This is a genomic window from Bacillus sp. UNC41MFS5, assembly GCF_000686805.1.
The window spans coordinates 1-4,010 of record NZ_JMLP01000046.1; the positions used below are offsets into that span (position 1 = coordinate 1).

A 4,010-nucleotide genomic window follows, 5' to 3' on the forward strand; every position below is an offset into this window, starting at 1 on the left:
GAAGGTTAGGGTCAGAGATTCGCAATTTTAAGAACTCCAACATCCATGTGTGGTCAACGTTGTCGAAGAATCCTTTGATATCTACATCTACTATATAATTTACTGACCTCTTTTCAATGTAATAGTTCAGTATCTTTAAAGCATCATGGCAACTACGATTTGGACGGAATCCAAAAGAACAGTCTAGAAAATCATTCTCATAGATGGTATTTAGTATCTTTGTAATGCCTTTTTGTACAATTTTATCTTCATGTTCTGGTATTCCCAATGGCCTTTTCTTGTTTGAATTGAGCTTTGGAATATACATTCTCCTTACTGGAACAGGACGATAGCTTTTGCTTTTAAGCCTACTTACTAAATCCTCTATGTTTTCTTCTAAACTTTCACCGTATTGCTCTTTAGTTGTACCGTTAATCCCAGTAGCCTTCTTATTAGGTAGTTCACGATGACATTGAACTAGTGCTTGCTTATTTAAAAAATGTGCAAGAGATGTAAATTTCATTCTTGGATCAGATTTCGCTAATTCTGCTATCCTTAGTAGTTTTGTTTCCATTTATTGTACCTACCTCTGTGTGTAGTAAATGTGTCCCTAGTAAGGGCGATAACTGGTAGCTAGCCTTTCCTCCATCGGCATTACCCAACTTCATTGGTACTACGCTGCTATCCGACTCCCTACATCGGCATTTGGTTTCCTTGCTTATTATCGCTTGTTAACCATACTCTTCAAAAGAAAAGACCGGTAGGGTCTCCCGAGTTGCCGTATCATATCAATGTGTAACGTGCCAAGGTCTCTGACTCCAGAGAGGTTTTACCCTTCTTGCCTTAACGAAAGATAAAATGTAGCTTTCTGCACGCAGGTAAGGCATCAGTCCTCTCATTTTACTAACATTATGGAGCTCAATCCCTTCAACCATTTGGCTTTCGGCCCGCCACCTAGCTGTCTACGCTTAAAGACTAAGGTTACCTTTAGCCCTCCAAGACTCGCTACGAGCGAATGGCTAGTTCTTACTAGGCGAGAATCCCACCCGCTATATGATACGACCTAGGCTCGGCAGCACACCTGCCCGTTAGCCATCCATGCAGCGCAAAATCAGCGCTGCACCACAGAGAATGAAAATGGCTAAGACCGTCTATACTGTTTTAATGCTGGCGAAGAAGGTCTTTGAACTATGGTGCCTTTGAGCCCATCCGTTAGTCTGACTCCAACGACCACGGTGTACCACCGACTGTCGCACCCTTTAGGGGTAGCACTCATGGGAGATTAATCCTTTTTCTGGTTGTTGCGCCAGCTTTAACTGATTTCATTTTAAGTAGAAAGGTTTCACAAGTCGGTTTACCAGCCAATCTTATATACGATCCTTCAAGAGGCTCAGCCTTTTTTTAAAAACTGGTTTTTCTGGGTCTATTTTTTCATGCGCTTTTTCAGTTTTTATTTTCATGGGAGTTTAATTAGAAAAACCTAATCTACGACAGTAGCTGCGCACACATCATCGAATGCCACCCGTTCATATTCGCCAGGCTTTACTTCTATTCGGAGTTCATGCGTAATCGGATCAACGCGGTTAACGGCGCCAGTAATCTCCGTGGTGAATCCGTCAGACCATACGCTAAGCTTCACCGTTAGCTTATACGCCATTGCGTAAGCTATCCGCTGATCGAATTCCTCGAATTCATAAACGTCTAGTAACGGTTTTTCAACACGTTCTGAATCACGCCATAAATCACGTTGCGCCTTAATTAGCTCCGGCATTCCAAAGGCGAACTGCCATTTAACTTTTCCGCGGTCTCTTATCGTCAATACGAACACCTCCTTTGTTCTTATTATATACAAACAAACGTTCTATATGTAAGGAAAAATAAAAAGACCAATTTTACGTGTTCTTAAAGGTAGGAAAGCTTGGAATCCGATAATGGTCTAATAGGTAAAGCTATCTTGATTTTTTTGATTTATTCAACGCCGTAGTATGTCATCATTCCCAAGCCTATAAGGATGATGATAAAAATAATGCCTTTTCTTTCATGAAAAAACTCCTTAACTTTTTCTTCAGATTCCCCTATTTTCATTAGTGTTCTTAAAAGAATTGGAAAAAAATTTGTCAATCGAGTCCCTTCTTTGTTCTAATATACGTTTATGGATCCAAATCGCTGCTTGTGCTCCTTCTCCCATTGCAATTGTTAATAGCTCCGAGTGAACACCGATATCACCTGCAACCCAAACGTTTGGTACATTTGTTTCCTTCGTCCTCGGATTTGTTGGGATATGTAGATTTTCTAGTCGTTCAATGCCTAATTGTTTTAACAAATCTGTATTTACTTTATTTCCACCAAAGGCAAGAAACCCTCGTTCTCCTTTTATTTTATTTCCATCTCCTGTCAAAAAGGCAGTAAAACGTCCTTCACCATTTGTCTCTACTCCAATAACTTTGTCCACTATCATTGGAATTCCATTTTCAGCTAAATTCATTTGAACACCCTCACTTATTTTCTTACCGTCTGAATTTATATAAATAAGTTCCTTCGTCCAGTACGTAAGGGTTAGAGCCATGTTTGCCCCAGGATCACCTGATCCAGCTACAATCACCTTTTTATTTGTCACTTCATAGCCGTCACAATCAGCGCAAATATATATTGATATTCCTAGACATTCCTTTAAGTTAGGTATTTCTAATGGGATGTGATCTTTTATACCCGTTGCTAATAAAAGGCATTTACTTTCATAGCAATTTAGTGAAGTTCCTTGTAATTTGAACTTTTCCCCTTGTTTTTCTACTTTTACAATCTCATCTTCCTTAAAAGTTACTCCATATTTCTCTGCATGTTGTCTTCCTAAGTGACGAAGCGTTTGTCCATCAACACCATCAGGCCAACCTAATACGTTATGATAACATTTACATAATGTGGAACGTCCTTCTCCTTTATCAATCACAAGTACTTGATGATTGTATCGCCCGAGCTGAATTGCAGCCTGCAACCCAGCAATTCCACCTCCGACAATAATGCATTGATAAGAATTTTTATGAGACATATCTTCACCCTTTTATTTAACTATTCAAAAGTCTGTAATTAAGACGACCAGACACTGGGCTTCGGAGTTTATCAGATTACAGACGCTGATGAATGTGAACGAAGCGTTTATGATGCTATTATGGCAGGTTATCGATTAATTGATACAGCTGCCGCTTATCAAAACGAGGAAGCCGTTGGCAAAGCAATTAAGCGTAGTGGCGTAGCAAGATAAGAATTGTTTATTACTACAAAACTCTGGATTCAGGATGCTGGTTAAGAAGCACACAAAAAGCAATTGCAAAATAGCTAGAAAGACTGCAATTGGACTATTTGGATTTATATTTAATTCATCAACCATTTGGTGATGTATATGGCTCTTGGCGTGCTATGAAGGAATTGTACCAAGAAGGAAGATCAGAGTGATTGAGGTTAGTAACTTCCAGATGGACCGTCTGAACGATTTGATTATTCATAATAAGTAACTCCTGCCTAAATAACATCTTCGGGAATGAAGTTTTAGTATCGGTAGCCAAAAAGAATAATAAATCCGTTGCCCAGGTGATTTTACGTTGGTTGACACAAAGAGGAATCGTTGTTATTCCAAAGTCTGTTCATAAGGAAAGAATCATCGAAAACTTTAAATATCTTTGACTTTGAATTAAGTCAAGAAGATATGGATACGATTGCTGCGTTAGATACGAAAGAGAGTTTGTTCTTTTAACATAGAGATCCTGAGATGGTGAAAGGGCTCCGTAGCTTTAAATTTTATTATTAATGATTATATATAACAAAATGAAAGGATTCCTACTTATTATTGGGCAGCTTGTTTTGTTCTTTACTAAAATAAGTGCCCAATTCCCTAACTAGGAAGATCACGTTTCATATTACTTTGTGAAGGAATGTACTTAAACTAGTCGAGTAGAAGGGAATCTCTCTACCTCACGGTAGATTGTATTCCTCTCCCCTCACAGAACCGTGCTTGCGCAATTAACGCACACGGCTCC

At 39.1% G+C, this 4,010-nt stretch carries 3 protein-coding genes and 1 pseudogene; 1 reads left to right on the forward strand and 3 read right to left on the reverse strand.

Going from position 1 to position 4,010, the window contains the following annotated elements:
• From BR30_RS0116080 to BR30_RS33710, 3 genes are all read right to left on the reverse strand, one after another.
• The coding region (locus tag BR30_RS0116080) for a reverse transcriptase domain-containing protein (RefSeq protein WP_026565869.1) at positions 1-553 on the reverse strand (553 nt) is incomplete at its 3' end.
• 906 nt (positions 554-1,459) lie between these two features.
• Positions 1,460-1,750 (reverse strand): YolD-like family protein, encoded by a 291-nt coding sequence (locus BR30_RS0116085; RefSeq protein ID WP_081825484.1) that lies wholly within the window; start codon positions 1,748-1,750, stop codon positions 1,460-1,462.
• 294 nt (positions 1,751-2,044) lie between these two features.
• Positions 2,045-3,025: an NAD(P)/FAD-dependent oxidoreductase gene (locus tag BR30_RS33710; RefSeq protein WP_051633647.1), complete on the reverse strand. Its 981-nt coding sequence runs from the start codon at positions 3,023-3,025 to the stop codon at positions 2,045-2,047.
• Between the two features lie 54 nt (positions 3,026-3,079).
• Between BR30_RS33710 and BR30_RS33715 the strand changes: the two are divergent.
• A pseudogene (locus BR30_RS33715) lies at positions 3,080-3,727 on the forward strand (aldo/keto reductase).
• Positions 3,728-4,010: the final 283 nt, after the last annotated feature.

What these genes read in the sequence shown, in the direction of transcription:
- BR30_RS0116085 (WP_081825484.1), bottom strand. Translation starts at nt 1,750, where the DNA reads ATGCCGGAGCTAATTAAGGCGCAACGTGATTTATGGCGTGATTCAGAA.
- BR30_RS33710 (WP_051633647.1), bottom strand. Translation starts at nt 3,025, where the DNA reads ATGTCTCATAAAAATTCTTATCAATGCATTATTGTCGGAGGTGGAATT.